We start from the raw sequence: 24,682 nt of genomic DNA on the forward strand, positions 1-24,682 counted from the left end.
ATGAATGAACTAATAAAAAAAGTAACTCAGTTTTTACCCTCGTTCTCTTTCAGGCTGGATGGTAAAAAACGCCTGGCGTTACTGGCGGCAGCGGCTATTGCGGCTACCGCCATTATTGTCAGCGTGCTGTGGAATGGCAACCACGGCTATGTTTCGCTGTACGGTAGCCAGGAGAATATCCCGGTTTCGCAGATAGTCACCGTGCTGGATGGTGAAAAACTGGAATACCGCATCGATCCGCAAAGCGGACAAATTCTGGTTCCGGAAGAGGCTTTGTCCAAAACGCGAATGACGCTGGCGGCGAAAGGCGTTCAGGCCATGCTGCCCAGCGGCTATGAGCTGATGGACAAAGATGAAGTGCTGGGTGCCAGCCAGTTTGTGCAGAACATTCGCTATAAGCGGAGCCTGGAAGGCGAACTGGCGCAAAGCATTATGACGCTGGATGCGGTTGAGAGCGCCCGCGTGCATCTGGCGCTCAATGAAGAGAGTTCTTTTGTCGTCAGCGACGAGCCGCAAAACAGCGCCTCGGTGGTGGTGCGTCTGCATTATGGCAGCAAGCTGGATCTCGATCAGGTGAATGCCATCGTGCACCTGGTATCCGGCAGTGTGCCTGATTTGAAAGCTTCGCAGGTCAGCGTTGTCGACCAGGCGGGGAATTTGCTGTCCGATGGTATTGGCGCGGGTGAAGCGGTTTCTGCGGCGACGCGTAAGCGCGACCAAATCCTCAAAGATATCCAGGATAAGACCCGCGCCAGTCTCGCAAATGTTCTCGACTCGCTGGTAGGAAGCGGTAACTACCGGGTGAGCGTGATGCCGGATCTCGATCTGAGCAATATCGACGAAACCCAGGAGCATTACGGCGATACGCCAAAGGTTAATCGTGAAGAAACGGTACTCGATAGCGATACCAACCAAATCGCCATGGGGATCCCCGGCTCGCTGAGTAACCGTCCTCCATTGGCGGCAAATCAGGTGACGAATGGTGCCAATGGAACCGCGCCAGAAGAGCCTCGCCAGCCTGCTGCGTTGTCAAAGCATAGCGAGAACAAACGCGACTACTCCTGGGACCGTAGCGTTGAACATATTCAGCATCCTGGTTTCGACATTAAACGTTTAAATGTGGCCGTGGTACTTAACCAGAGCGCGCCTGCGTTGAAGAACTGGAAACCGGAACAAACCACGCAGCTGACGGCGCTGTTGAATAACGCCGCCGGGATTGATGCTAAGCGTGGCGACAATCTGTCCTTATCGCTGCTTAATTTTGTGCCGCAGTCGATCCCCGTCGAGCCGGTGGTCCCCTTATGGAAGGATGACAACATTCTGGCCTGGGTGCGTCTGATTGGTTGCGGCCTGCTGGCTCTGCTGTTGCTGCTGTTTGTTGTTCGTCCGGTCATGAAACGGTTGACCGCCGAACGTCGCCGGACGTCGACACCAGAGCTGGCGCTGGACGCCGCACCGATCGCGATTCCTGCGGACAAACCTCATTTTGCGGCCGCTGAAGATGAACGCAAAAACATTGAACTGCCTTCTTTCCCTGGTGACGACAGCCTGCCTTCGCAGAGCTCCGGTCTGGAAGTGAAGCTGGAGTTCCTGCAAAAACTGGCGATGAGCGACACCGATCGCGTAGCTGAAGTTCTCAGACAATGGATTACCAGCAATGAGCGAATTGACAATAAATAACGGCAGTAACAACAGCTACCTCGAGCAGGCCGCAATTTTATTGCTGTGTCTGGGCGAGGAGGCGGCAGCCACGGTGATGCAAAAGCTCAGCCGCGAAGAGGTGGTTCGTCTCAGCGAAAACATGGCGCGTCTGTCTGGCGTAAAAACCAGCATGGCGAAAAAAGTGATCAATAACTTTTTTGATGAATTCCGTGAGCAGAGCGGCATTAACGGCGCCTCGCGTTCCATGCTGCAAGGGATCCTCAATAAAGCGCTGGGCACTGAAATCGCCAGCAGCGTGATCAACGGTATTTATGGCGACGAGATCCGTTCGCGGATGGCGCGTTTACAGTGGGTGGAACCGCGCCAGTTGGCGATACTGATCTCAGAAGAGCATTTGCAGCTACAGGCCGTATTCCTTGCCTTCCTGACGCCAGAGATCTCGGCTACGGTACTGTCTTACATGAATGAGTCAGTGCAAAACGAGATCCTCTATCGGGTTGCCAAACTGAACGATGTAAACCGCGACGTGGTGGATGAGCTGGATCGGTTGATCGAACGTGGGCTGTCGGTGCTCTCCGAACATGGTTCGAAAGTGAAAGGGATCAAGCAGGCCGCAGATATCGTGAACCGCTTCCAGGGTAACCAACAGGTGATCCTCGATCAGCTGCGCGAACGCGATGAAGATGTCCTCGAACAGTTGCAGGACGAAATGTACGACTTCTTCATTTTGAGCCGCCAAAGCGACGAAGTGCGCCGTCGCCTGCTCGACGAAGTACCGATGGAAGACTGGGCGGTGGCGCTGAAAGGTACCGAAGCGCTGTTGCGTCGCTCGATTTATGCCGTGATGCCTAAGCGTCAGGTACAACAGCTGGAGGCGATAACGTCGCGCCTGGGTCCGGTTCCGGTGAGCCGTATTGAGCAGATCCGCCGTGAGATCATGGGGATTGCCCGCGAGCTTGAGGAAGCGGGTGAAATTCAGCTTCAGCTGTTTGCTGAACAGACGGCGGAGTAACACATGGCGATTGAAACCATTCGTGGTCGTTACCGGCTGCATCGTTTTCCTCCTCGCCAGCGCCATCTCCAGGCTGAACAGCTCACGCCGGGTATTACCCCAGCGGATTATCAGCGCCAACTGATGGATGGCTTCCAGGAAGGGCTGCAAAAAGGTTTTGAGCAGGGGATGACCGAAGGCCAGGAGCAGGGTTTTCAGGAGGGGCATCAGAAGGGGCACGATGAAGGTCGTCGTCAGGGATACACTGAAGGCAGCCTGGCCGGACAGCAAGAAGGGCGCAAGCAGTTTGAACGAGCCGCCCAGCCGCTGGAAGCTATCTCCGGCAAAGTGAATGACTATCTCGCGCACATCCAGCGTAAACAGCGGGAAGACCTGCTGCAGCTGGTTGAAAAGGTTACCCGCCAGGTGATTCGTTGCGAGCTTGCGCTGCAACCGACGCAGCTATTATCGCTGGTCGAAGAGGCTATTTCGGCCTTTCCGGCGATGCCTGAGTCGCTACAGGTGCTGCTGAGTAACGAAGAATTTAACCGTATCAAAGATGTCGCGCCTGAGAAGGTCACCGCATGGGGACTGACGCCATCTCCCGATCTGCAGGCGGGCGAGTGCCGGGTGATTACCGATAAATCCGAGCTGGATATTGGCTGCGAGCATCGACTCGAGCAATGTATGTCGGCGCTCAAAGAGTCGCTGCTGCCGGAGTCGACGGGTGAGTGACCTTTCCAGCTTCGACAACGCGCTGCGTTCCATTGAGTCGATTCCTTTAGCCCGGGTTGCCGGGCGACTGGTGCGCGTGAACGGCATTTTGCTGGAGAGCGTGGGCTGCCCGTTGGTAACGGGCCAATTGTGCCGCGTTGAAAGCGCCAACCATACGCTGATTGACGCGCAGGCGGTGGGATTTAATCGTGATATCACCTACCTGATGCCCTTCAAACACCCCGTCGGACTGATGGCGGGGGCGCGCGTATTCCCCGAAGAAAAAGCCCAGGAGATCCTGATTAGCGAAAGCTGGCTGGGGCGGGTGGTCAATGGCCTGGGCGAACCGCTGGATGCCAAAGGTCGTCTGACCGGCAATGACGTGCTGCCACCTCAGGCGCCGTCTATCAACCCCCTCACGCGTCGGTCGGTAAACCAACCGCTGGATGTTGGCGTAAAAGCAATCAACGGTCTGCTCACTATCGGTAAAGGCCAGCGCGTGGGATTAATGGCCGGCAGCGGCGTGGGAAAAAGCGTGCTGTTGGGGATGATCACCCGCCAGACCAAGGCCGACATTGTGGTGGTGGGGTTAATTGGTGAGCGTGGCCGCGAGGTGAAAGAGTTTATCGATCATTCACTGGGCGCGGAAGGGTTGGCAAAATCTATCGTCGTCGCGGCTCCGGCGGATGAGTCGCCGTTGATGCGTTTGAAAGCCACCGAGCTGTGCCACTCTATCGCGGCCTGGTTTCGCGATCGCGGGCATCACGTTTTACTGCTGGTGGATTCGTTAACCCGTTATGCCATGGCGCAGCGTGAGATTGCGTTGTCATTAGGGGAACCTCCGGCGACGAAAGGCTATCCGCCATCGGCGTTCGGCATGATCCCAAAGCTTGTGGAAAGCGCGGGCAACAGCGAAAGCGAAGGTTCAATGACCGCCATTTACACGGTGCTGGCGGAGGGGGACGATCAGCAGGATCCGATCGTTGACTGCGCGCGCGCGGTGCTGGATGGGCATATCGTTCTGACCCGTAAGCTGGCGGAAGCCGGGCATTATCCAGCCATCGATATTGGGCAGTCGATCAGTCGATGCATGACGCAGGTTACGCCCAACGAACACCAACAGTCAGCCCGTCTGCTGAAACAAAACTACGCCACCTATATGGAAATTAAGCCGCTGATCCCGTTGGGAGGCTATGTTGCCGGAGCCGACCCCAGCGTTGATAAAGCCGTCAAAGTGTTCCCCGCTATCGAGCGTTTTCTGCGTCAGGAGGTGAGTGAACCCGCCTCACTTGAGCTGGTGCAAAGTCGCTTACAGGCCCTTTTCCCCCAGGCAAAGAAAACGGAAGGTAAATAATCATGCGGCAAATTATTGATACCCTGGCGCAATTGCAGCGCCTGCGGGATAAATCAGTAAAAGACATGACGGTCCAACTGGCTAAACAGCAGCAGGTCTGTACCGGTTTTGACAATAACATAAAAGCGCTGGGCTACCTTATTCAAAAAACCGGCACCGGCGTTGACACCCCTTCCGTTGAATCACTTAAAAACGTCACGGGTTACAAAGGTACGCTGCGCACGGTAATTGCCTGGCAAGAACAGGAAAAAACGCTGGCTAAAATCAAAGAGCAGCGTATTCAAAAAAATCTGGTTGCCGCGGCCTGCGAAGAGAAAATTGTTGCCATGACGTTGGCAGATAAGCGTTACGCGCTGAGCAATGAGGCGCAGGTAAAAGAGCAAAAAGCCGTAGATGAAATAGCCGCGCAATGCTGGCTAAGACAGAAGACGCTGGGACTGGTATGAAAACGATCATTACTTTCGGCACATTTGATGTTTTTCATATTGGACATCTGCGTATTCTTGAACGCGCCAGGCAGTTGGGTGAGCGACTGATTGTCGGTATCTCTTCCGATGCGCTAAATATGCAGAAAAAAGGCCGGATGCCGGTTTACAGCCAAAGCGATCGTATGGGGATTGTTGCCGGGCTGAAATGCGTGGACAGTGTGTTTCTCGAAGAGTCGCTGGAGAAAAAAGCGGATTATATTCGCCAGTTTAACGCCGATACGCTGGTGATGGGCGATGACTGGGCAGGACGCTTTGATAGTTTGTCGTACCTGTGCGAAGTGATCTATTTCCCAAGAACACCATCGATATCCACCACCTCGATTATTGAGGTGGTGAAAGGATACAAGTGAGGTTTCAGTGGATTCGGTTATTTTGCCGGGAGCACCTCACTTTTATTTTTAATCCAGACATCCAGCTGTGTTTTCATGTCATGTATATGTTGCGCAATAAGCGGTACCATTTCGGCTGAGAAAAAATGTTGCATATGCGGATGGATCCCGCCAGTGCGTTGTCTGTGCGCTTTCTCGAGATCAAGGTATGCTTCCCCTGAATTTTTATATTTGACTAACGGTAAGATATCAAAATGATTTGCCGGGTCAGCCTTCCATAAAAACATCTTCAGTTGATCATCAACTTTCATTAAATGAAAGTGCTCGGAAGTGATGGCATAGCCTTTCCTGAGCGGACTCCCGCCGTGTTGACTTTTCTGCCGGGCAAATAAATTACGGCTATAACAAAAACGGCGTTGTGGCGTTAAGGCGAAAGCGTGGCTTTCACTCTTTTTCGCCTCAGCAATATCAAGGAGGGTTAGTGCCGTATTATAGATATCGACCATGCTAACCATATGATTTAAATCAGCCGATTTCATTCCAGGGCAAAAAATAAACGCCGGGGTGTGTACTAATGATGTATACGGTTCAATACCATGGGTATAGCCGCCATTAAAGCCATGTCCCCAAAAGTCATCACCATGATCGCCAAAGGCGACGATAATTGTATTATCGAGTTTTTTGGCTTCCAGCAGCATTTTAATGGTCTGTCCGACCATAAAATCCATGCTTTGGTAACCACGTTGCCAGCGTTCGAGGCTGTTAGCGCCACCTTTTTTAATGTCGTCGTAATAACAAAGATGGCTACTGAGATTCCATAAGTAGAGCGCAAAGGGTTCCGGCTGGGAAACGACCTGCTGCATTTCTGCCAGCATTATTTTCGACGTGTCATACCAGTTAAAGGTATCCGTTGCACTCCAGATAGCATCGACATTTGCCCAGTTTTTTGGGTAACCCATGCCTGCAGTGGTGTATCCGTGCTGCTTTAAAACATCGAAAAGCGCCGGGCAGTGGCGATGGATGGAGATGTTTTCCTCAAGATGAGTATTATGCTCTAACGTATTGTCATCCCCATGTAAGAGGTCGCTTAACGCCATCAGTGAGGAGGTTGCACTCGAGATAAAATTATTAAATCGCAGCGACTGATTATAGATTTTATTAGTAAAAGGAAACCACTGCCGATTATTAAAGATCGTGTGGTTAAGACTTTCAAGATGCAAAAATATAATGTTTTTTTTCATGTTATTCACATATTAATAGTTCGAGCATGCTGATGTCGAAGACGGGGATGGCGGTGACAGAGGAAACTTCCTGCCTTTCACGAAAACTGTCATCGATAAATATGGCGTCGGGTTCGTGAATATAATCACTTTTTTTATCGTGTTTACCCAAGTGGGTGACGGTGTCAAATAAAGCGTTAATCCGCCGTTGCCCCAGTTCAGCGTGAATATCACCAGCATGACGCGTGAGAAGATGAATTTTTATCCCGCGATTCAGACACTGGCAGAGAAAGGTGAAGACAGGCACGCAGAGTTTATCTTTTAGCACTACCGTATCATCGTAGTCGATGTACACATGCCGGTAGGTAAAATCATGCGTATAGTGATTGGCTAAGCTGCGGGTAATTTGCAGGTTTTCAGCGAGCGGGCGCAGCGAGACGTTAACGCGCATACTTTCGTACAATGTCAGCATGGCGAAATTGATGCCATTGGCGCGGTTGAGCGCCATTGTTCCAGCAATACGTGGAGCAACTTCCAGTAATGTCAGCGCACCCGAGGCAGAACGCTTCAACTGAAAAAACCATGCGCCGTATAACTGTAATCGCTGTGATATCGCACGTGCGTAAGTTTCAACTTCTGGCAGGCTGACTAACGCGGAAGTCATCGCAATACCGGCGCGTATCCGCGAGCGTACGCGCGGTTGGCAAAACAATAACCCCTGCGCGCGATCGGAAAAACAGTCCACGGTGAACTCTTCACCGTTTAAGTATTCACATATGATCAGATCATTTCTCTGTGCGAGGAGCGATGCCAGCCTGTCTGGGGAATCAACCCGCAAAGCTCCCTGCGCACCTTGCCCGCGGTCGGGTTTGACAAATACGGGCCACTGCGCGACCTCGCTGGGATCATTGAATACGGCTGGCAGAGGGACCGCACCTTTAAGCGCCTGGTAGGTTTTACTTTTAAACCGCGTGATGCGGCATGTTTCCCGTGATGGGCAGAGTACCGTAGCGGAAAGCGCCTCCCGGTTTTCAGACAGAAAAAGAAGGGCGTCATCATGAGCCGGAAAAATATAATCAATACTTTCTTGTACAAGTAATGCCTGTAAGACAGGTAACCCATCCTGATGCGTAACATCCGGCACGACATGATATTCGCAAGCGTAATGTCGGGCATGGCTATCGTAGTCGGCACCAGCAAGAACCAGATTAATGTTTTTTTCGTTGCGCAGAGACAGGTAAATCTCACGCCCAATCTCAGTTCCCGCCGGGAAGATAAGGATATTGATCATGCGGTTATCAGCTCGATAATGGTGCTGAGTTCAGCGGATGTCATATCTGGATAAATCGGCAGGCACAGCACCTGTTCGGCGATTTGGTTTGCCACAGGCAGGGTCTCTTTATTGGCGCCAGACATGTTTTTGTACATATTGAGATTAGACAGCAGGGGGTAGAAATACCGCCGTGTTAGAATGTTATGGCTTTTGAGATGATCGTATAACCCATCTCGCGACATTTTATAATCAGGACGCACGAGGATTGGGAAGTAACTGTAGTTACTCTTGTGATTCGCGTTGCCTGCCGGAATGAAAATGCCTTGCGTATTGGCTAACTGCTCACGGTAACATTTATCGATTTGTTGGCGTTTTGCTATCGCCTCATCCACATACTGTAATTGCAAGAGACCAAAAGCGGACTGGACCTCATTCATTTTTCCATTGATGCCAGGTGCCACAACGGTTAACTCGTCAGCAATACCAAAGTTCTTCAGATAATCGATTCGTTGTTTGGTTTTTTTATCGTAGCTAACGATAGCGCCGCCTTCAAAGGTGTTGAACACTTTGGTGGCATGGAAGCTCAGTACGGAAAGATCGCCATGGCGTAGAATGCTTCCGCCACAATCTTCTACAGCAAAGGCATGCGCCGCATCGTAAATAACAGGAATACCGTAATTATTGGATATTTTTTCAATTTCAGCGGTGTCGCAGGTTTGCCCGTAGACATGTACCGGCATGATCAATCCCGTTTTGCCGGTAATCGCAGATTCAATCAGGTGTGGGTTGATGTTAAAGCTGTGCGGATCAATATCAACAAATACCGGCGTTAACTGGTTCCAGAGAATACTGTGCGTAGTGGCGACAAAAGAATAGGGTGTAGTAATGACCTCGCCCTTAATTCGCAGCGTTTGCATCGCGGCGATTAAGGCGATGGTGGCATTACAAAACAGCGAGATATAGGGAACGTTTAAATAAGAGGCTAACTTCTCCTCCAGCAGTTGATGCATGGCGCCGTTATTTGTTAATTGCTTACTTGACCAGATCTCTTGCAGATAAGGCATAAACTCTTCCAGCGGAGGCAGGAAGGGTTTGGTGACGGTGATAAGGTTTGGTTCTGCTTGTTTCATTGCTGAAGATCCTGAGAGAATTTTGCGCTGATTTGTTGGTATTGATCGGGCAGTCTGCTTTTTAAGCTGGAGAGGATCGTGCTTCTTATCTTATTGTCATTAATGCTCTTTAATGCCGCGTAATATAATTGCGGTAATATCTCCAGACGAATGTCACAATAGATGATGGCTTGCACGATATGATATTGTGCCTTATTAACATCTTTAGTGTGGATCGCCGCGATAAAGCCCTGAAAATGGAGCAAAGGGTCAGTTGGATGTTTAACTAACAGTTCGTCAATATCTTCCTTGACCAGCGTATGATCGGGGTGGGCATACTGTTTCCAGCGACTGTTCATCGCTTCTACCCAGGCGTCTTCATGTTTCCATTGATTCAGGATCATCATCCTGTTTCGGTACATTAATTTGCTGTTATCTTTTCTGTACCAGGTGTTATTTTCATGTCGACGGTAGTAGGCCACTAAACGCTGCGTTGAAATAAAATGACCCTGGCGGGAAAGTTTCAGAAACATATCCCAGTCTTCCTGGACCAGTTCTGGATCGGAACGCTCTATCTTCAGATACGCCTCGCGGCGGATTAACGATCCGATATAAAGGCTAAGATTTCCGGAAACCAGCAGATGATGAAAAACGTCACCATTAAGAAAGAGATCGCTGTAAGGAAAACGCGAGCCGTCAGGCATGATGACCTGAATGGCGCTATAGCACATTACGCAGTGCGGGTTTTTCTCTAACACATTAACCTGGTGAGAGATTTTAGTGGGAACAATGAGATCGTCTGAGTCAACCACGGCAATATATTTTCCCGTGGCCATGTTCATGGCTTCAATGATCGGTTTGTCGCCGGTTTTATCCTTCTGCGAATAATAGTTGGTCTCCCGCAGTATCGTTTTGCAATTATATTTCTGCTGGTATTTTTTAATGATCTCAACGGACCGATCGGTTGAGGCATCATCGACGATAATGACTTCGGTATTTTTCCACGTCTGGTTAAAGACGCTATCCAGCGCCTCTTCAAGAAAAGCATCGTGATTATAACTGGTAACGATAATACTCACTAAAGGCGTTGGCATAGCGTAATCTCTGGAGAAAATTATTTTGTTATCAACTAAATAGCTTCTGTTGCAAACTAAGCCGCAGCGTATTGTTTTGCTGCTGCGGCGAGGCATCGATGAGCTTTACGATCTCCTGCGCCGCCCGTTTCCCCGCCTGACCATCCATAAACGCATCGCAATAGTGGTGGCGAATCTCAGCCAATGGCGCTTCCAGCGCAGCCCAGTCAAACTCGCAAGAGAGTGCGTGGCGCAAGCTCTGTATATCCTGTGCCACCGGGAGAACGTCGCGGATACGTTGATCGGCACTGTCAGGGGTTGAGAAACTTTGTTGGCCATCCAGCAACGAGGCCATCTCAGGCCAGCTCAGTAAAATGACGCGTTTATTCATATGAATGGCGTCAAAAATAAAGCCGCTGCTGTCCGTCAGGACGTAATCCGCCTGCGCAATAAGCGCCAGCAGATGCTGTGGGTCGTCAAGTCTGTTCTTTAAATAGCGCTGCGCCAGCGCCAGAGAGGCGGCTTCTTCCGGTCTGTGCCGGGTGCCATGATGCAATTTAGTGACGATATTATATTCATGGCTTAACCGACTGAGCTGTTCTGCCCAATGGGGCAGCGAGCTTAGCGTGCCATAAGTCGGGGCATACAGTATGGTCTGTTTTTTCGCATTGAGCTTCAGGCTGTTTGGCAACGTGTTATCAAAAGTGTGGTTGTGCCATTCATCGAAGCGCGGATTGCCGACCACTTTTGCACTGCCGCCAATATCAAGCGCGTGCTGGCTATAGTGGCTGTAGCACAGGATGCGATGATAAAAAGCGTTCCACCAGGCATGGTTCCACTCTTCTTTCGCCAGGCCATACATGGCACGCACATGGGTATCCGCCAGTCCGTTTAACAACGGCGTATAGTAAGGGCTGACCAGGCATTTGAAACGCTGGCGTTGCTCAATGACCGTAGAAAGGCGTGTTCCGCCCAGCGCGGGGTCGTTAATGGTTTTAATCGTTGCCGTCATTTCATCCAGAAACGACTTGTGTATTTTGTCACTTACCAACAACGAGCAAGTATGGCCCATCGCCTGCAGCGCGCGAATAATGGGGCGGTACACCGCGTAATGTAGCGACGTTTCCATATAGAAGCCAATGGCATCGAGATGAGTGGAAGTCGAAGGTAGCGAGTTGCTTACCAGCGCGTTGACGGTCTCGGGTTTTTTATTAATTTTATTGAAGTAGTAGCCGATGTTATCGGTTTCTTTCTTCTCGATATCGCTATATCCCGCGCGTTGATAACAAATGCTCGGATAACACGATAGCCATTTTCCTTCACGTAGCAGCGGCTGCCATTGCTCTTCGAGGGTGTCTGAGAGGTCATGCTCCATTTGCTGAGCCAGCGTCGGGTAATAGCGGCTGTTTACCAGATAGGCGCAAACCTTATTGCAGTCGCGGGCATGGATCATACCCTGCAGGCTTTTCAGTTCACTGCCTTGTTTAATTTCTCCGCCGAGGATAACCACTTCCCACGGAAAATTAGGTAACGCGCTCAGGAGCGAGTTAAGTACACGAATATGCTTTTCCTGTTTGAGGATCACGCTGTCATCTTCAAATAACAGGTAGTTTTTCCAGCCCTTACGCTGCGCCAGCTGTAGCGCCTGCATATGGGATTGACGGCGACCAATCTGGCCATTGGTTGCTACTGATGCGGCCAGCCGGGTAACCTTTTCCGCAGGGAAATTAAGAAACGTCAGCTCTTGCTGGATGTGCGCTAAACGATCCGGACGAGAATCCAGATTCACGATCACCACCTGATCAATGTAATCCCAGTGGATCGGCTGATGATGCGTGGCGTTATGCAGACTTTGATACCAGTTTTTTAGCATCGGGTCGGTAACCGCCTGTGCCAGCGAGGTTTCCTGCGGCTCGCTGCTTCCCAATACAAAGTCTTTATCGAACGTATTTTGGCTATGCGAGATACAAATAATGGTGCGCTCGCCCGGCAATTGTAGTGGATTCACCGTGAATTGATTGGTGAATCCTTCTTCTTCGCCTAAGTTACATTCATCATCGTAACGGTGCTTTTTCAAATAATTGCGATGGTAGCAAAAGGTGCCGTTGAGAATGTTTTGCGGGCCAAAGCTGCGGCTTTTAAACAAGCGGTTGATATGGCTATACCAGATGGGGATCTGATCGGAACCCGAAATCAACGCCCGGTGGCGCTGCATCATCTCAATGGTGTAAGAGATTTTATCTGATGGATAATAATCATCATCATCCATACACAAAATATATTCACCTAACGCCAGCTCATTGAGCATATTGCGTTTTCTGCCCAGGTCGAGCTTTTCCGGGTGATAGATATAGCGAATATTAAATTTCTCAGGGTGGTTTTGCGTCAGCCTGTCGATGATCGACTGATGGCTTTGCGGGGAATCATCGAGGATCACCAGCTCCCGGCGGTCGGCTGGGTAATCCTGATACCGGTACATGTACAGTAAATAGGGTAAGAAAGCGGCGCGGTTCCACGTGGGAGTGACAACGCTGACAAATGGCTTTTCACGGCCAGTATCCAGCGTTTTGACAATGCCGGTCAGGGCGGAACGAGCTTTAGAGGTTTCAGGCATAGTGATGTGTATTCGTGATTCGAAAAAGGACCGGGCATTCACCCGGTCAACAGGCACTAACGTGTAATCAGGGAAAACGCCGAGAGCAGAGGGTCTCCGGGTAGTATGTTCAGAATATGCTGGCGCAGCGAGTTGGCATTCTCGCTATTACGCCAGGCTTCAAACAGCGCGAAAAGGGCATAAATTTCGTCGTGGCTTAATGTGGAATCGTCCATTGTCCACAGGCAAAAGAGTGTGCGAATCATAAAGACATCGGCGACCAGCCAGTAGAAACGCTGGAGCGGGCTTTCATCGTCGTGTTGCGGGAAAGTGTCGTGATACAAGCGATAAATCAGGTAGTTACTGAAAATCCAGCTCTCCTGCGCGAAATAGCGATCCCATGTCATTAACCACTGCTCCTGCAACTGCTGCTGGAGCAAGGCTTCACTGTTGGCATCCTGCAGCATCAGCAGGCTGACCTGCAGGGGCAAGGTCAGCTTACGCGCACTTTCCGGCAACAGCTCCCAATTGAAATCACAGTTGCCCATTTGGGTGATCATTTCCCGCTGCAACTGGGGCAGGCTGGGCAGTTGTGCGAATTGCTCCTGCAGTTTTCCACTTTCTGCATGTTCAGCCAGCACTTGTGGTAGCGAGGCCAGCTTCTCAAGCGTAGGGTCGCTGTCGCCTGGGCATTTCTCGGAAAAAGAGAGCATGATGCCCAGCGCATACAGGCGCAGTTCCGGCGACAAACCTGGAAGGGTGATGGTATTCAGAGCGGATTGATTCAAGACCTGATCGCGTGCGGATAACGCCGGGCTGTCCAGGTCAGCTACGCATTTTGACGTATGCAGGACAAAGGCATTGGGATCGCCTAATGCAGCCTGGCAGCTGGCCGGATCGGTTAAGTTCAGACTCTGACGAACTTCCGTTTTCCAGCGCATGTTGACCAGTAAAGCGGAATCCGGGTGGTGGGATAAAAACAACCGGACAAAGTCGGGTTCATAACAATCAATCATACTCATAATTTGTTCTCAGTAATCCCAATGTTCAAAATCTGGCTATAACATTGCAATATCCATGCCTGAATTTTAATTGTATTTATATCAATTGGTTAGGCGAGGCGCGGAAAGTCGGTTTCCGCGTCAGGGAAGGAAGTTTTAGCGCTGGTAAATAAAATCTGGCTCAGTGCCTAAAAAAGCCTGAATAAACTCATACTGACGGATCAGCAGATCGCCATTTTTTTCGTTGTACAACTTGCAGCGTTTCGCTTTTTGCTCAAGGCTTTGCCACCAGCCCTCTGCGGCAGTTTTCTGCACGCCCGGCAACCAGCTAAAGACCTGCTCTATCCCTGCACGATTGACGCTTACGCCCAGCAGTTGCAGGATCGAGCGGCGCTGTTGGCTGCTGTTTTGCAACTGCTCATAATGCTGTTGAATAAGTTCATTGACAGCCAGCAGCTCGTCGCTGTCGCGACGGATCATACACAGACGTTGTTGTTCCAACTGGTGTCTGAGCGCGTCATATCGCGTCCCGTCCTCGCGGATGCCCTGAAGCAGAGTTTTCACCTGCTGTAACCTGGTACTCACTGTTGTAGCCTCTTATTTCTGGAAAAAGCTGAGCATGTCCCCAGCCAGTTGATCGGTATCAACCTGCAAATCGCCTGAGGCCAGCATGGCCTGCATTTGCGCCACTTTGTCGTAATCAACGTCACTTTGCGTATCGTTGTTCAGCGTTTGCTGCGCCGTTTGCAATCCCGCCTGAGTAATATCATCGGCAGAAAGCGTCGCGACGCTGGAGGTTGTGGTCTGCGCGCTGCTCTTGTCTGCACGCGCCTGTTCGGTTGTCGATGCAGGACGATTGCCTGGCAGAGTTGGGGTAATTTTCATAGCAACCTCGTACATATTTCGTTGGGTTGGTTATCCGTTATTGGCTAAAAGCGACGGCAATAGAGGAAAACTTTAATCCCACCACAAAAAATCCCTTCACTGCTCAGCAGTGAGCGTAGTGACCACGCCGGTATCGTCCACCATCCCGCTAATGATCCGCTGGCTGCTGCTGTTGCGAACTTTTATCACATCCCCTTTACGACCATTTTTCAATGCCACGCCCGGCATCGAGGCGGTAATCCCGGCCGTATGGGAGACGATCATTACCGGCTGGTCCCGTTTAACCAATACAGGCTGAACCAGCTCGCTACGGGTAATCGGCTTACCCGGTTGCAGGGCGCGCTTGCTGGTGAGACCAATTGCTTCGTCCATATTTGTCATCAACCCTTCACGCTGGTTGCTGATATTGAATTTTTTAAGCTGCAGGTCGTCGGTCGTAATCACCGTATCTCGGGCAATCAACGACTTTGGCATCACTACCGGCACCGACACGTCGGGGCGCACTGCAACGTCATATTTCCAGCCCGCATTGCCCGGGCAGGTCACCACAAAGTTCATTCGTGACAAGGCCATCTCCGGGGAGGTACTGGAGGTGATCTGTGGCGTCGACGCGCATAGCGCGCTGGTGCTCACGGCTGAGGGGATATAGATATTGAACGTGTAGCGATAGTCCTGCCACTGCTGTTTGCGCGCCAGCGCGTCAATTTCATGACTGGCGGCATCGAGAACCCGCGCGTTGATCTGTTCCCGGGCGCTGTGCTGAATGGGGTGGACGGCGGCATGTACGGGTAAGACACAGCATATAGCCAGCATCATTTCCACGGCAAAGCGGAAAGAAGGCTTCCTTCTGTGGGGAGGTGTTTTCATAAAGTCATTTCTCATCAATCACTTAAAAGTTGGCATACATATTGCTAATAACAGCGATATCTACGCAGGAGTGATGCAAGAAATGGGAATCAGTTTTCAGCAGGCATTGGGTGTACATCCGCTGGCAGTGAAGTTACGTCTTGAGAGGACCGAGCTACTGACTGCGAATCTGGCAAACGTCGATACACCAAATTTCAAAGCCAAAGATATTGATTTTGCCGCTGAGATGCAACGGGCAAGTCGCACAAATGTTCCACCCGAGGTGGACGTGAAGTACCGGGTGCCGATGCAGCCTTCAGAGGATGGCAATACCGTAGAGCTGAATACCGAGCAGGCCCGGTTTTCACAAAATAGTATGGATTATCAAAGCAGTCTGACCTTTTTGAACCTGCAACTTAGCGGTATCAAAGAGGCCATTGAAGGAAAATAACCATGTCGTTTACTGATATTTACCAGATTTCCGGCTCGGCGATGACGGCTCAAACCATCCGTCTGAATACCGTCGCCAGCAACATGGCGAATGCGGAATCTCCTGCCAGCAGCGAGGCGCAGGCCTATAAGGCGCGCAGCCCGGTTTTTGCCGCGGTTTACAACAATAGCCTGATAGGTGGACATAACCGTCACGCCATTGATGGTGCCAGCGTACAGGTACAGGACGTCATGCAAAGCGGCGGGGCGGTGAAACGTTATGAGCCGCATCACCCAATGGCGGACCAGAATGGTTTTGTCTGGTACCCGGACGTCAACGTGGTCGAGCAAATGGCTGACATGATGTCCGCGTCACGTGATTTTGAAACCGACGTTGATGTGCTGAATAACGTCAAAAGTATGCAGCAAAGCTTACTCAAACTGGGAGAAGTGTAATGAATACCCTGGCTCTGTATGCCCAATCTCAGGCGCTGGCTTCTTCTCAGGAGAAGACGACGGCCGTTGCTGAAAATAACGTCGGCGCAACGGCGCAAAGCACCAATCTGGGAGACAGTAGTTCTTCTACGACGTCGTCAACGACGGATACCAGCGACACCAGCAGCACCCCAACAACGACAACGTCCACCGAAACCTCGGCGGTCGACACCTTTTTGACGCTGTTTGTGGCTGAAATCGAAAATCAGGATCCAACCGATCCCACCGATCCTACGGCCTATATCGATCAGCTCTCCTCAATGGCGCAGGTCGCCATGATGGAAGAGATGAGCGTCCAGGCCAACACCAACGCCGTGCTGATGAGCAACATTCAGGTGATGGCGCTGGGGAATATGGTCGGCGACGACATCATGGTGCAAACCACCTCGCTGGATATCGAAGATAACAGCAAGGAGATTCAGGGGCGCGTCACGCTGGATGACAGCTGTACCGATGTGGATTTGCACTTTACCGATGAAGCGGGTGATGACTACACCGTGTCGCTGATCCCGGAAGGTGAAACCTCCGTCGGACCCGGCCAGGTGGACTTCGACATCAATCCTGCGGATTACGGCATCCCGCCGGGCGATTACAGCGTATCCGTGGTGACCAATACCGGGGAAGAGGAAGTGCCGATTGAGGTGACGGGCAAGGTGGAAGATGTGCGTATTCCGCTCGATGGCAGCACGCCGGTGCTCAACGTTGACGGCGTTGGCGAAGTGCCATTCACCATGATCACCCAGTTTGGTGTACCGGATAGCACTGATGACACCACGCCGCCAGATACTAACGACGGCAGCGATAACACCGACAGCAATACGGTGCTCTGATTTAGTTTACATTACAGGAAGAAACAATGAGTTATGAAATTGCAGCGACGGGCCTGAACGCCGTCAACGAACAGCTTGATGGCATCAGTAACAACATCGCGAACTCCGGTACGGTCGGATATAAATCGATGACCACTCAGTTCTCCGCCATGTATGCCGGAACGCAGGCGATGGGCGTGAGCGTGGCGGGTTCGGCACAAAGCATCTCCACCGGCGGCTCAATGGTTTCAACCGGTAATGCGCTGGATTTGGCTATCAATGATGATGGTTTTTTTGTTATGTGCGACAGCGCCGGGAACATCTCCTATACCCGCGCCGGTTCCTTCGTGACGGACAAAAACGGCTATATCGTTAATGCCTCCGGCGATTACCTGCAGGGTTATCCGGTTGATGACAGCGGTACGCTGCAAACCGGTACCGTTACGGATATCCAGATTAAAACCGGCAACATCCCGGCGCAGGCCACGGACAGCATGACCTTCACGGCAAACTTTGACGCCAGCGATGAAGCGATCGATCGCGCCAGCGTACCGTTTGACGCGAATAACAGCGATACCTACACCGACAGCTACACCACCACCGTGTATGACTCGCTGGGTAATGAGCACTCGGTTAGCCAGTACTTTACTAAAACCGGGGATAACACATGGGAAGTGCAGTACACCTTTGATGGCGAAGCGCAAAGTGGCGTACCGCCGACCACGCTGACCTTCGATCCGAATACCGGCAAGCTGACATCGCCAACAACGCCGCAAACCATCACGTTCACTACTGATGAAGCCGCACCGATTTCAATGACCATTGACTACTCCGACTGTACTCAGTACGGCTCTGATTTCTCGGTCACCACCAACTCCGCGACTGGTTATGCCTCCGCGACGCAAAACGGCGTGCAGGTTGATGACGACGGTAAAGTTTACGCCACCTACAGCAACGGCGAACGCATGCTGCAAGGGCAGGTGGTGCTGGCGACGTTCCCGGATGAGAACGGGCTGGAAGCGGTCAGCGGCACTGCCTGGGTGCAGACGGGCGAATCCGGTACGCCGCTGATTGGCACGCCAGGCTCCGGCTCTTGCGGCACGCTCTCCTCCGGCATGCTCGAAAGCTCCAACGTGGATATCACCAACGAGCTGGTCAATCTCATGACCGCCCAGCGTAACTACCAGGCGAACACCAAGGTGATTTCCACCAGTACGCAGCTGGATCAGGCTCTCTTCCAGGCGATGTAAGGCTAAGAAATGGATCGGTTGATTTATACCGCGTTGAGCGGCGCCACCCAGACGCTACTGGAGCAGCAGATTAGCGCCAATAACCTTGCCAACGTCAACACCAATGGTTTTCGTGCGGATATGGCGATGGCGAGCAATGACAAAGTGAAGGGCGGTGGCTTCGACACGCGTTTTATGGCGAAGGAAAGTCCCAGCGGCGTCAATGACAGCACCGGCGTGGCGGAAAAAACCGAACGTCCACTTGATGTTGCTATTCAGGGATCCGGCTATATCGCCGTGCAGGATAAAGCGGGAAACGAGGTCTACACCCGTAACGGCAATATTCAGCAGGACGATCAGGGGCAACTGACCATCGACGGTAACGTGGTGCTCGGGGATAACGGCCCGATTATTTTACCGCCAAACGCGATTGCCTCTTTCGGCAGCGACGGCACGCTCTCCGTCACACCTGACGATGGCGATGTCACTGCCACGATGGATATCGATCGCCTGAAGCTGGTGGATATTCCGGTCGCCAACCTGGCGAAAAATAGCGAGGGGATGCTGGTGACGGCGGACGGCGTACCGGCACAGCGCGATGAGAACATCAAAGTGAGCGGCGGCTTTCTGGAAGGCAGTAACGTGTCTGCGGTGAGCGAAATGATGTCGTCCATTGCGATGAACCGTCAGTTCGAAGCGCAAATCAAGATGATGAAAACGGCTGAAGATCTCAGCGACTCAGGCAACAGACTGCTACGCGGCTCCTGAGTCGTAGCCTTTAATCAGGGATAAAGTTTTATGAACGCAGCGTTATGGATCAGTAAAACCGGCCTGTCGGCGCAGGATGCTGAGATGAGTGCGATTGCTAACAACATCGCCAACGTCAATACCACGGGCTTTAAGCGCGACCGCGTGATGTTCCAGGATCTGTTTTATCAGACTCAGGAAGCGCCGGGCGCCATGCTCGATCAAAATAACATCATGCCGACCGGTATGCAGTTCGGTAGCGGTGTTCGTATTGTGGGAACACAAAAAACCTTCACCGAAGGGAATGTAGAAACCACCGACAATACGATGAACGTCGCCATCATGGGGCAGGGGTTCTGGCAGGTGCAAAAGGCCAATGGGGATATCGCATATACCCGTGACGGCAACATGCAGGTTAATGCCGACGGCGTGCTAACCAACGCCCAGGGATTGCCGCTACAGCCAGAAATTGATGTACCAGCAGGGGCCACCCAAGTCGCTTTTTCGCCTGATGGCACCGTGACGGCAATCCTGCCCGGTGACAGTGACCCTACTGAACTGGGGCAGCTAACGCTGGTGAATTTCGCCAACCCGGCCGGGCTTTCAGCCGAAGGCGACAACCTGTATCTGGAAACGGCGGCCAGCGGCCAACCGACGGAAGGTATTCCGGGGGAAGATGGTCTGGGAACGTTACAGGATAAAGCACTGGAAGGCTCGAACGTGGACATCGTCAACGAAATGGTGGCGATGATCACCGTACAGCGCGCCTATGAGATGAACGCCAAAATGGTCTCTGCGGCAGACGATATGCTGCAGTTTATTAGTCAGACACTGTAACTCAAGAATGTGAAATGCCGGATGGTTCAGCGCCATCCGGCAGAAATAGGCAGAACGTGAAAAATTATCTCTGGCTGATGGTACTGCTTCCCCTGTTAAGCGGGTGCGAATCGCAGGCCCTACTGGTCAAAAAAAATGACGAATTCTTTGCTCCTCCCAAAACGGAAGCGCCGCCAACGGCGGATGGTCGTGCGGGTGGCGTGTTTGAAACGGGGTATAACTGGTCGCTGACGGCGGACCGCCGCGCCTATCGGGTGGGGGATATCCTGACCGTGATGCTGGAAGAATCCACCCAGTCGAGCAAACAGGCGAAAACCAATTTCGGTAAGAACAATACCGTTGATATCGGCGCGCCGACGCTGTTCGGACATACCAAAGATAACCTTTCCGCTTCCGTGGATGCTAATCGTGACTTCAACGGGACGGCGACCTCGCAGCAGCAAAACAGTTTGCGCGGTGAAATTACGGTGTCGGTACATTCGGTACAGTCGAACGGTATCCTGGAAATTCGCGGTGAAAAATGGCTCACCCTTAACCAGGGCGATGAGTACATTCGCCTGAGCGGTCTGGTGCGCGCCGATGACATTCAGAACGACAACTCCGTCTCATCGCAGCGTATTGCCGATGCGCGTATCTCCTATGCGGGGCGTGGCGCCTTGAGCGATGCCAATGCGGCGGGCTGGCTGACGCGTCTGTTTAACCATCCTCTCTTCCCGATCTAATGCAGGGTTTTGATATGCAATACTTAAGCGGGCGCTGGATGAAGGCGTTAAACGGCATCGTTATCGCCCTGAGCCTGGCGCTACCTGGCGCGGTGCAGGCGCAATCTCTGGAGTCGCTGGTTAATGTCCAGGGGGTCAGGGAAAACCAACTCGTCGGCTACAGTCTGGTGGTCGGTCTGGATGGAACCGGGGATAAAAACCAGGTCAAATTTACCAACCAGACTATTACCAACATGCTGCGCCAGTTTGGCGTACAACTGCCGGGCAAAATCGATCCGAAGGTGAAGAACGTTGCGGCGGTGGCGGTCAGCGCGACGTTGCCGCCCATGTACTCGCGTGGGCAGACCATTGACGTCACGGTCTCGTCGATTGGCGATGCCAAAAGCCTGCGCGGCGGCACATTATTACTCACCCAATTACACGGCGCGGACGGAGAGGTCTACGCCCTTGCGCAAGGGAGCGTGGTGGTCGGCGGGATGAACGCGACCGGGGCCAGCGGCTCCAGCGTCACCGTGAATACCCCCACCGCCGGGCTGATACCGAACGGCGCGTCGGTAGAGCGTGAAATTCCCAGCGATTTCCAGATGGGCGATACCATCACGCTTAACCTGAAACGTCCTTCTTTCAAAGATGCCAATAATATTGCGGCGGCGATCAACGCGTCGTTTGGCGGCATTGCGACGGCACAAAGCTCAACCAACGTTATCGTCCGCGCGCCAACCAGCCCCGGGGCGCGCGTTGCCTTTATGTCTCAGTTAGATGACGTCCAGGTGCAGGCGGAAAAAGTCCGGGCACGGGTGGTGTTTAACTCGCGTACCGGTACGGTCGTTATGGGCGATGGTATTGCCCTGCATGCGGCGGCGGTATCGCATGGCAGTCTGACGGTTTCCATCAATGAAAGCAGCAACGTCAGCCAGCCGAACGCTTTTGCCGGTGGCCGTACGGCGGTGACGCCGCAAAGCAATATTTCGGTGAATCATGCCCGTCCGGGGATGATTACGCTGCCTGAATCCAGCAGTCTGAAAACGTTGGTTAATGCGCTCAACAGCCTGGGAGCCACGCCAGACGACATTATGTCTATTTTACAGGCCCTGCATGAAGCCGGGGCGCTGGATGCCGATCTGGAGGTGATTTAATGGCCGATATTAAGGTGAATCATAGCGGGGGTATTGACGGCAGCGATGCGTTAATGGGCCCCAAAATCAAAGATAACGATTTGCAGAAAGCAGCCCAGCAGTTCGAAGCCATCTTCTTACGCAACATGCTGAAAGAGATGCGTAAAACCAATGAGATCTTCGACTCCAAAGATAACCCGTTTAACAGCGATTCGGTGCGCATGATGCAGGGGTTTTACGACGATCAGCTATGCAACAGCCTGGCCCAGCAGCACGGCATTGGGATTGCGGCGATGATCGTCAAACAGCTCTCCCCGCATCACAAAGGATAAAGGTTGCGCGGCGGCTTAAGAACTGCGGTTTTTTCGCCGCTTTTTATCGGCAAGGTTGTTAACGACAGACCGGGCAACTGACCGGCGAGGACTCTTTGATGGACATGATTAACATTGGCTACAGCGGCGCATCGACTGCGCAGGTTGAGCTTAACGTAACGGCGCAAAACACGGCCAACGCCATGACCGACGGTTACACCCGCCAGGTGGCCATTACCAGTACCATAGGCGCCAGCTCCGGTTCGGCGAACAGCGCGGGTAACGGTGTGCAGGTGGACAGTATTCGCCGGGTATCTAACCAGTATCAGGTGAACCAGGTCTGGTATGCCGCCAGCGATTATGGCTATTACAACACCCAGCAAGAATATTTAACGCAGTTGGAAACCGTGCTCAGCGATGATAACAGCAGCCTGAGTGGCGGCTTTGACAACTTTTTTGCCGCCCTCAACGAAGCGACTACCAGCCCGGATGATTCCGCTCTGCGTGAGCAGGTGATCAGCGAGTCCGGGGCGCTGGCGCTGCGCGTGGATAACACCCTCGATTACATCGACTCGCAAAGCAGTGAGATAGTCAGCCAGGAACAGGCGATGGTGGCGCAGGTGAATACCCTGACCAGCGGCATTGCCAGCTATAACCAGCAAATCGCCGAAGCTGAAGCCAATGGCGATAACGCCTCTGCGCTGTACGACGCCCGCGACCAGATGGTGGAAGAACTGAGCGGCATCATGGATGTCCAGGTCAATATTGATGATGAAGGCAACTATAACGTCACGCTGCAAAACGGTCAGCCGTTGGTCAGCGGGCAGGAGAGTTCCACCATCGAACTGGATACCAACGCCGATGGCACGCAGAGCATGTCGCTGACGTTCGCCGGAACCACGTCATCCATGAACACCGATACCGGCGGCTCGCTGGGTGCGCTGTTTGATTATCAGAATGAAGTGCTGACGCCACTGACGGGAACGATTAACAGCATGGCGGAGCAGTTTGCCGATGCGGTGAACACCCAACTGGCGCAGGGCTACGACCTGAACGGAAATCCCGGCGAACCGCTGTTTATCTATGACGAAAACTCATCGGATGGCCCGCTGGAGGTTAATCCTGATATCACCGCCGATGAGCTGGCATTTTCCAGCTCGCCGGACGAAAGCGGCAACAGCGATAACTTGCAGGCGCTGATCAACATCTCTACTGAACCGCTGGATATAGAGGGGCTAGGCAGCGTAACCGTGGGCGAAGCCTGTTCGTCGATCATCAGTAACATCGGTATTTACAGCCAGCAAAACCAGACGGAAGCGGAAGCGGCGGCGAACGTGTACTCCGAAGCGCAGAACCAGCAGAGCAGCGTCAGCGGCGTCAGCATGGATGAAGAAGCGGTGAACCTCATTACCTACCAGCAAATTTACGAGGCCAACCTCAAAGTTATCTCAACGGGCGCAGATATTTTCGACTCTGTGCTGGAAATGTGTAGCTAACCGGAAGAGGAATTAATATGCGAGTCACTACACAACAGTCCTATGTGTCCATGACGCAGAGTTTTAACGACCTTTCCAGCGATCTTTCCCACGTCGTCACGCAGATGGCGACGGGGAAAAGTATTCTGCTGCCGTCAGACGATCCTATCGCTGCGACACGCATCACCCAGCTTAACCGCCAGCAATCGGCCCTCGATCAGTATCAAACTAATATTGATTCCGCCTCAGCGGGGATGAGCCAGCAGGAGTCTATTCTCGATGGCGTTAATAACGATCTGTTAGCGATTCGCGACGATCTGCTGGAGGCCGCCAACGGCACCAATACCGCCGAGTCGTTATCCAGCCTGGGGCAGGATATTCAGTCGATGACCGAAGCGATGGTCTCAGCGCTGAATTATCAGGATGAAGACGGTCACTATGTGTTTGGCGGGACGGTGAACGATCAACCGCCAATTGTTGCGGTGGATGAGGACGGCGACGGGGTGACCGACAGCTATACCTATCAGGGTAACGACGATCATCGTCAGACCACGGTGTCTAATGGCGTTGAGGTTGATACCAATGTTGCGGTCAGCGATTTCTTCGGCGACAGCCTCGACGTTCTGAACACCCTGACATCGCTGTCGAAAGAGCTACAGGATCCGTCTGTAGACCCTGCCGATCCGCAGGTACAAAGCGATATTCAAAATGCCATCGATACGGTAGATGTGGCCTCTGACGCGCTCAACGCTTCTATCGCCACCATTGGTGAAACGCAGAATACGATGACCATGCTGAGCGGCGCTCAAACGGATATCTCAACGTCCAACGATCAGCTTATCAGCCAGTTGAGCGATCTGGATTACGGCCCAGCCTCCATTACCTTTACCGGACTGGAAATGGCGATGGAAGCCACCTTAAAAACTTACTCCAAAGTGAGTGAGTTGAACCTTTTCAGTGTGATTTAACAGCGAG

Annotated in this window: 26 protein-coding genes; 17 read left to right on the forward strand and 9 right to left on the reverse strand. The window is 52.3% G+C overall.

Translation table 11 applies throughout. From position 1 onward, the window contains the following. The 6 genes from fliF to FDW96_RS17860 are packed head-to-tail and all read left to right on the forward strand — an operon-like array spanning window position 1 to window position 5,559. Complete coding sequence (gene fliF, locus FDW96_RS17835; protein WP_137366060.1) at window positions 1–1,680, forward strand: flagellar basal-body MS-ring/collar protein FliF; 1,680 nt, start codon at window positions 1–3, stop codon at window positions 1,678–1,680. Continuing rightward, on the forward strand, window positions 1,658–2,674 hold the full coding sequence (locus FDW96_RS17840; RefSeq protein WP_003838846.1) for a flagellar motor switch protein FliG: 1,017 nt from the start codon (window positions 1,658–1,660) through the stop codon (window positions 2,672–2,674). Before fliF ends, FDW96_RS17840 begins: the two co-directional genes overlap by 23 nt. A gap of 3 nt (window positions 2,675–2,677) precedes the next feature. After that, on the forward strand, window positions 2,678–3,388 hold the full coding sequence (fliH, locus tag FDW96_RS17845; RefSeq protein WP_061383093.1) for a flagellar assembly protein FliH: 711 nt from the start codon (window positions 2,678–2,680) through the stop codon (window positions 3,386–3,388). Then, window positions 3,381–4,721 carry a flagellar protein export ATPase FliI gene (gene fliI, locus FDW96_RS17850; RefSeq protein ID WP_137366061.1) on the forward strand — a complete coding sequence of 447 codons (1,341 nt, stop codon included), beginning with the start codon at window positions 3,381–3,383 and terminating at the stop codon, window positions 4,719–4,721. Before fliH ends, fliI begins: the two co-directional genes overlap by 8 nt. A gap of 2 nt (window positions 4,722–4,723) precedes the next feature. Then, a complete protein-coding gene (fliJ, locus tag FDW96_RS17855; RefSeq protein ID WP_042310438.1) occupies window positions 4,724–5,167 on the forward strand; it encodes a flagellar export protein FliJ in 444 nt (147 codons plus the stop codon). Then, window positions 5,164–5,559, forward strand: coding sequence for an adenylyltransferase/cytidyltransferase family protein (locus FDW96_RS17860; RefSeq protein ID WP_137366062.1), 396 nt, complete (start codon window positions 5,164–5,166; stop codon window positions 5,557–5,559). Before fliJ ends, FDW96_RS17860 begins: the two co-directional genes overlap by 4 nt. A gap of 17 nt (window positions 5,560–5,576) precedes the next feature. Here FDW96_RS17860 and FDW96_RS17865 read toward each other — a convergent pair whose 3' ends face one another. The 9 genes from FDW96_RS17865 to flgA all read right to left on the reverse strand — a co-directional run bounded on the left by FDW96_RS17865 (window position 5,577) and on the right by flgA (window position 15,559). Continuing rightward, window positions 5,577–6,779, reverse strand: coding sequence for a sulfatase-like hydrolase/transferase (locus FDW96_RS17865; RefSeq protein ID WP_137366063.1), 1,203 nt, complete (start codon window positions 6,777–6,779; stop codon window positions 5,577–5,579). A gap of 1 nt (window position 6,780) precedes the next feature. After that, a complete protein-coding gene (locus tag FDW96_RS17870; RefSeq protein WP_137366064.1) occupies window positions 6,781–8,049 on the reverse strand; it encodes an ATP-grasp domain-containing protein in 1,269 nt (422 codons plus the stop codon). Then, window positions 8,046–9,161, reverse strand: coding sequence for a DegT/DnrJ/EryC1/StrS aminotransferase family protein (locus FDW96_RS17875; protein ID WP_137366065.1), 1,116 nt, complete (start codon window positions 9,159–9,161; stop codon window positions 8,046–8,048). Before FDW96_RS17875 ends, FDW96_RS17870 begins: the two co-directional genes overlap by 4 nt. Then, window positions 9,158–10,234, reverse strand: coding sequence for a glycosyltransferase (locus FDW96_RS17880; protein ID WP_170974729.1), 1,077 nt, complete (start codon window positions 10,232–10,234; stop codon window positions 9,158–9,160). Before FDW96_RS17880 ends, FDW96_RS17875 begins: the two co-directional genes overlap by 4 nt. Window positions 10,235–10,265: 31 nt before the next feature. Then, complete coding sequence (locus FDW96_RS17885; protein ID WP_137366067.1) at window positions 10,266–12,827, reverse strand: glycosyltransferase family 2 protein; 2,562 nt, start codon at window positions 12,825–12,827, stop codon at window positions 10,266–10,268. Between the two features lie 56 nt (window positions 12,828–12,883). Continuing rightward, window positions 12,884–13,828: a lysine-N-methylase gene (locus FDW96_RS17890; protein WP_137366068.1), complete on the reverse strand. Its 945-nt coding sequence runs from the start codon at window positions 13,826–13,828 to the stop codon at window positions 12,884–12,886. A 135-nt stretch (window positions 13,829–13,963) separates the two neighbouring features. Further along, window positions 13,964–14,392 (reverse strand): flagellar protein FlgN, encoded by a 429-nt coding sequence (flgN, locus tag FDW96_RS17895; RefSeq protein ID WP_137366069.1) that lies wholly within the window; start codon window positions 14,390–14,392, stop codon window positions 13,964–13,966. Window positions 14,393–14,404: 12 nt separating this feature from the next. Further along, on the reverse strand, window positions 14,405–14,692 hold the full coding sequence (gene flgM / locus FDW96_RS17900) for a flagellar biosynthesis anti-sigma factor FlgM (protein WP_137366070.1): 288 nt from the start codon (window positions 14,690–14,692) through the stop codon (window positions 14,405–14,407). A gap of 96 nt (window positions 14,693–14,788) precedes the next feature. After that, window positions 14,789–15,559: a flagellar basal body P-ring formation chaperone FlgA gene (flgA, locus tag FDW96_RS17905; RefSeq protein ID WP_373562173.1), complete on the reverse strand. Its 771-nt coding sequence runs from the start codon at window positions 15,557–15,559 to the stop codon at window positions 14,789–14,791. 82 nt (window positions 15,560–15,641) lie between these two features. On the opposite strand from flgA, the gene flgB reads away from it, so the two are divergent. The 11 genes from flgB to flgL all read left to right on the forward strand — a co-directional run bounded on the left by flgB (window position 15,642) and on the right by flgL (window position 24,675). Next, window positions 15,642–15,989, forward strand: a complete 348-nt coding sequence (flgB, locus tag FDW96_RS17910) for a flagellar biosynthesis protein FlgB (RefSeq protein ID WP_042310529.1) — start codon at window positions 15,642–15,644, stop codon at window positions 15,987–15,989. A gap of 2 nt (window positions 15,990–15,991) precedes the next feature. Further along, window positions 15,992–16,423 (forward strand): flagellar basal body rod protein FlgC, encoded by a 432-nt coding sequence (gene flgC / locus FDW96_RS17915; protein WP_006685942.1) that lies wholly within the window; start codon window positions 15,992–15,994, stop codon window positions 16,421–16,423. Next, on the forward strand, window positions 16,423–17,292 hold the full coding sequence (locus FDW96_RS17920) for a flagellar hook capping FlgD N-terminal domain-containing protein (protein ID WP_137366071.1): 870 nt from the start codon (window positions 16,423–16,425) through the stop codon (window positions 17,290–17,292). Before flgC ends, FDW96_RS17920 begins: the two co-directional genes overlap by 1 nt. Before the next feature lie 26 nt (window positions 17,293–17,318). Further along, on the forward strand, window positions 17,319–18,521 hold the full coding sequence (gene flgE, locus FDW96_RS17925) for a flagellar hook protein FlgE (RefSeq protein ID WP_137349256.1): 1,203 nt from the start codon (window positions 17,319–17,321) through the stop codon (window positions 18,519–18,521). 9 nt (window positions 18,522–18,530) lie between these two features. Beyond that, entirely contained in the window at window positions 18,531–19,268 is a 738-nt protein-coding gene (locus FDW96_RS17930; protein ID WP_042310418.1) for a flagellar basal body rod protein FlgF, read from the forward strand. A gap of 30 nt (window positions 19,269–19,298) precedes the next feature. Next, entirely contained in the window at window positions 19,299–20,084 is a 786-nt protein-coding gene (gene flgG, locus FDW96_RS17935) for a flagellar basal-body rod protein FlgG (protein WP_042310416.1), read from the forward strand. A gap of 56 nt (window positions 20,085–20,140) precedes the next feature. Next, entirely contained in the window at window positions 20,141–20,806 is a 666-nt protein-coding gene (gene flgH / locus FDW96_RS17940) for a flagellar basal body L-ring protein FlgH (protein WP_038643004.1), read from the forward strand. 14 nt (window positions 20,807–20,820) lie between these two features. After that, the gene (locus tag FDW96_RS17945; RefSeq protein ID WP_137366072.1) at window positions 20,821–21,942 is read left to right on the forward strand and encodes a flagellar basal body P-ring protein FlgI; all 1,122 of its coding nucleotides are present in this window, start codon (window positions 20,821–20,823) and stop codon (window positions 21,940–21,942) included. Between the two features lie 8 nt (window positions 21,943–21,950). Beyond that, window positions 21,951–22,253 (forward strand): rod-binding protein, encoded by a 303-nt coding sequence (locus tag FDW96_RS17950; RefSeq protein WP_029139422.1) that lies wholly within the window; start codon window positions 21,951–21,953, stop codon window positions 22,251–22,253. A 98-nt stretch (window positions 22,254–22,351) separates the two neighbouring features. Further along, the gene (gene flgK, locus FDW96_RS17955) at window positions 22,352–23,728 is read left to right on the forward strand and encodes a flagellar hook-associated protein FlgK (protein ID WP_043015271.1); all 1,377 of its coding nucleotides are present in this window, start codon (window positions 22,352–22,354) and stop codon (window positions 23,726–23,728) included. A 17-nt stretch (window positions 23,729–23,745) separates the two neighbouring features. Beyond that, on the forward strand, window positions 23,746–24,675 hold the full coding sequence (gene flgL, locus FDW96_RS17960; protein ID WP_137366073.1) for a flagellar hook-associated protein FlgL: 930 nt from the start codon (window positions 23,746–23,748) through the stop codon (window positions 24,673–24,675). The last annotated feature ends 7 nt before the right edge of the window (window positions 24,676–24,682 follow it).

Source organism: Citrobacter sp. TBCS-15, from assembly GCF_005280815.1.
Taxonomy (GTDB): domain Bacteria; phylum Pseudomonadota; class Gammaproteobacteria; order Enterobacterales; family Enterobacteriaceae; genus Citrobacter; species Citrobacter werkmanii.

What these genes read in the sequence shown, in the direction of transcription:
- FDW96_RS17930 (WP_042310418.1), top strand. Translation starts at nt 18,531, where the DNA reads ATGGATCGGTTGATTTATACCGCGTTGAGCGGCGCCACCCAGACGCTA.
- flgM (WP_137366070.1), bottom strand. Translation starts at nt 14,692, where the DNA reads ATGAAAATTACCCCAACTCTGCCAGGCAATCGTCCTGCATCGACAACC.
- FDW96_RS17840 (WP_003838846.1), top strand. Translation starts at nt 1,658, where the DNA reads ATGAGCGAATTGACAATAAATAACGGCAGTAACAACAGCTACCTCGAG.
- flgC (WP_006685942.1), top strand. Translation starts at nt 15,992, where the DNA reads ATGTCGTTTACTGATATTTACCAGATTTCCGGCTCGGCGATGACGGCT.
- flgK (WP_043015271.1), top strand. Translation starts at nt 22,352, where the DNA reads ATGGACATGATTAACATTGGCTACAGCGGCGCATCGACTGCGCAGGTT.
- fliF (WP_137366060.1), top strand. Translation starts at nt 1, where the DNA reads ATGAATGAACTAATAAAAAAAGTAACTCAGTTTTTACCCTCGTTCTCT.
- flgL (WP_137366073.1), top strand. Translation starts at nt 23,746, where the DNA reads ATGCGAGTCACTACACAACAGTCCTATGTGTCCATGACGCAGAGTTTT.
- FDW96_RS17890 (WP_137366068.1), bottom strand. Translation starts at nt 13,828, where the DNA reads ATGAGTATGATTGATTGTTATGAACCCGACTTTGTCCGGTTGTTTTTA.
- FDW96_RS17865 (WP_137366063.1), bottom strand. Translation starts at nt 6,779, where the DNA reads ATGAAAAAAAACATTATATTTTTGCATCTTGAAAGTCTTAACCACACG.
- flgG (WP_042310416.1), top strand. Translation starts at nt 19,299, where the DNA reads ATGAACGCAGCGTTATGGATCAGTAAAACCGGCCTGTCGGCGCAGGAT.
- FDW96_RS17875 (WP_137366065.1), bottom strand. Translation starts at nt 9,161, where the DNA reads ATGAAACAAGCAGAACCAAACCTTATCACCGTCACCAAACCCTTCCTG.
- flgA (WP_373562173.1), bottom strand. Translation starts at nt 15,559, where the DNA reads ATGAAAACACCTCCCCACAGAAGGAAGCCTTCTTTCCGCTTTGCCGTG.
- FDW96_RS17880 (WP_170974729.1), bottom strand. Translation starts at nt 10,234, where the DNA reads ATGCCAACGCCTTTAGTGAGTATTATCGTTACCAGTTATAATCACGAT.
- fliH (WP_061383093.1), top strand. Translation starts at nt 2,678, where the DNA reads ATGGCGATTGAAACCATTCGTGGTCGTTACCGGCTGCATCGTTTTCCT.
- FDW96_RS17920 (WP_137366071.1), top strand. Translation starts at nt 16,423, where the DNA reads ATGAATACCCTGGCTCTGTATGCCCAATCTCAGGCGCTGGCTTCTTCT.
- FDW96_RS17860 (WP_137366062.1), top strand. Translation starts at nt 5,164, where the DNA reads ATGAAAACGATCATTACTTTCGGCACATTTGATGTTTTTCATATTGGA.
- FDW96_RS17885 (WP_137366067.1), bottom strand. Translation starts at nt 12,827, where the DNA reads ATGCCTGAAACCTCTAAAGCTCGTTCCGCCCTGACCGGCATTGTCAAA.
- flgB (WP_042310529.1), top strand. Translation starts at nt 15,642, where the DNA reads ATGGGAATCAGTTTTCAGCAGGCATTGGGTGTACATCCGCTGGCAGTG.
- fliJ (WP_042310438.1), top strand. Translation starts at nt 4,724, where the DNA reads ATGCGGCAAATTATTGATACCCTGGCGCAATTGCAGCGCCTGCGGGAT.
- flgE (WP_137349256.1), top strand. Translation starts at nt 17,319, where the DNA reads ATGAGTTATGAAATTGCAGCGACGGGCCTGAACGCCGTCAACGAACAG.
- FDW96_RS17945 (WP_137366072.1), top strand. Translation starts at nt 20,821, where the DNA reads ATGCAATACTTAAGCGGGCGCTGGATGAAGGCGTTAAACGGCATCGTT.
- FDW96_RS17870 (WP_137366064.1), bottom strand. Translation starts at nt 8,049, where the DNA reads ATGATCAATATCCTTATCTTCCCGGCGGGAACTGAGATTGGGCGTGAG.